Genomic DNA, 377 nt, shown 5'->3' on the forward strand with positions numbered 1-377 from the left:
TAAAGAGTAAAGAATATGAGTTTGTTTTATTCAACCTAGCATAAACAAATTAGCTGAAAGAATGAACAAAATGGCTGTCTATTCTTATATTTAAGGTAGGTTACATCCCCACAAATAATTTATGAGTAATATCTGGGCCTAATCTGAAAAAGGAATAGTCCCTATGTATAAGTACAAATTACCTGTCCTTGAAAAAGTCGGATTTGGCGCCGGAGATATGGCTGTCAATGTGGTGATTTCATCGATGATGTTAATCATTACATTCTTCTATACGGATATTTTTGGTATCAAACCCGAAGACTTAGCGATGTTATTCATTGTGGTCCGATTAATCGATGCGGTGACCGACCCGTTGATGGGCATGATTACCGATAAGT

1 protein-coding gene is annotated in these 377 nt (G+C 36.3%); it reads left to right on the top strand.

The window, feature by feature from the left end; translation table 11 throughout:
- Nucleotides 1–163: 163 nt before the first annotated feature.
- The coding region (locus tag FTW16_RS01450) for an MFS transporter (RefSeq protein WP_186728003.1) at nt 164–377 on the top strand (214 nt) is incomplete at its 3' end.

It is taken from the genome of Vibrio sp. T20 (genome assembly GCF_007858795.1).
In the GTDB taxonomy this organism is placed as follows: Bacteria; Pseudomonadota; Gammaproteobacteria; order Enterobacterales; family Vibrionaceae; genus Vibrio; species Vibrio satsumensis.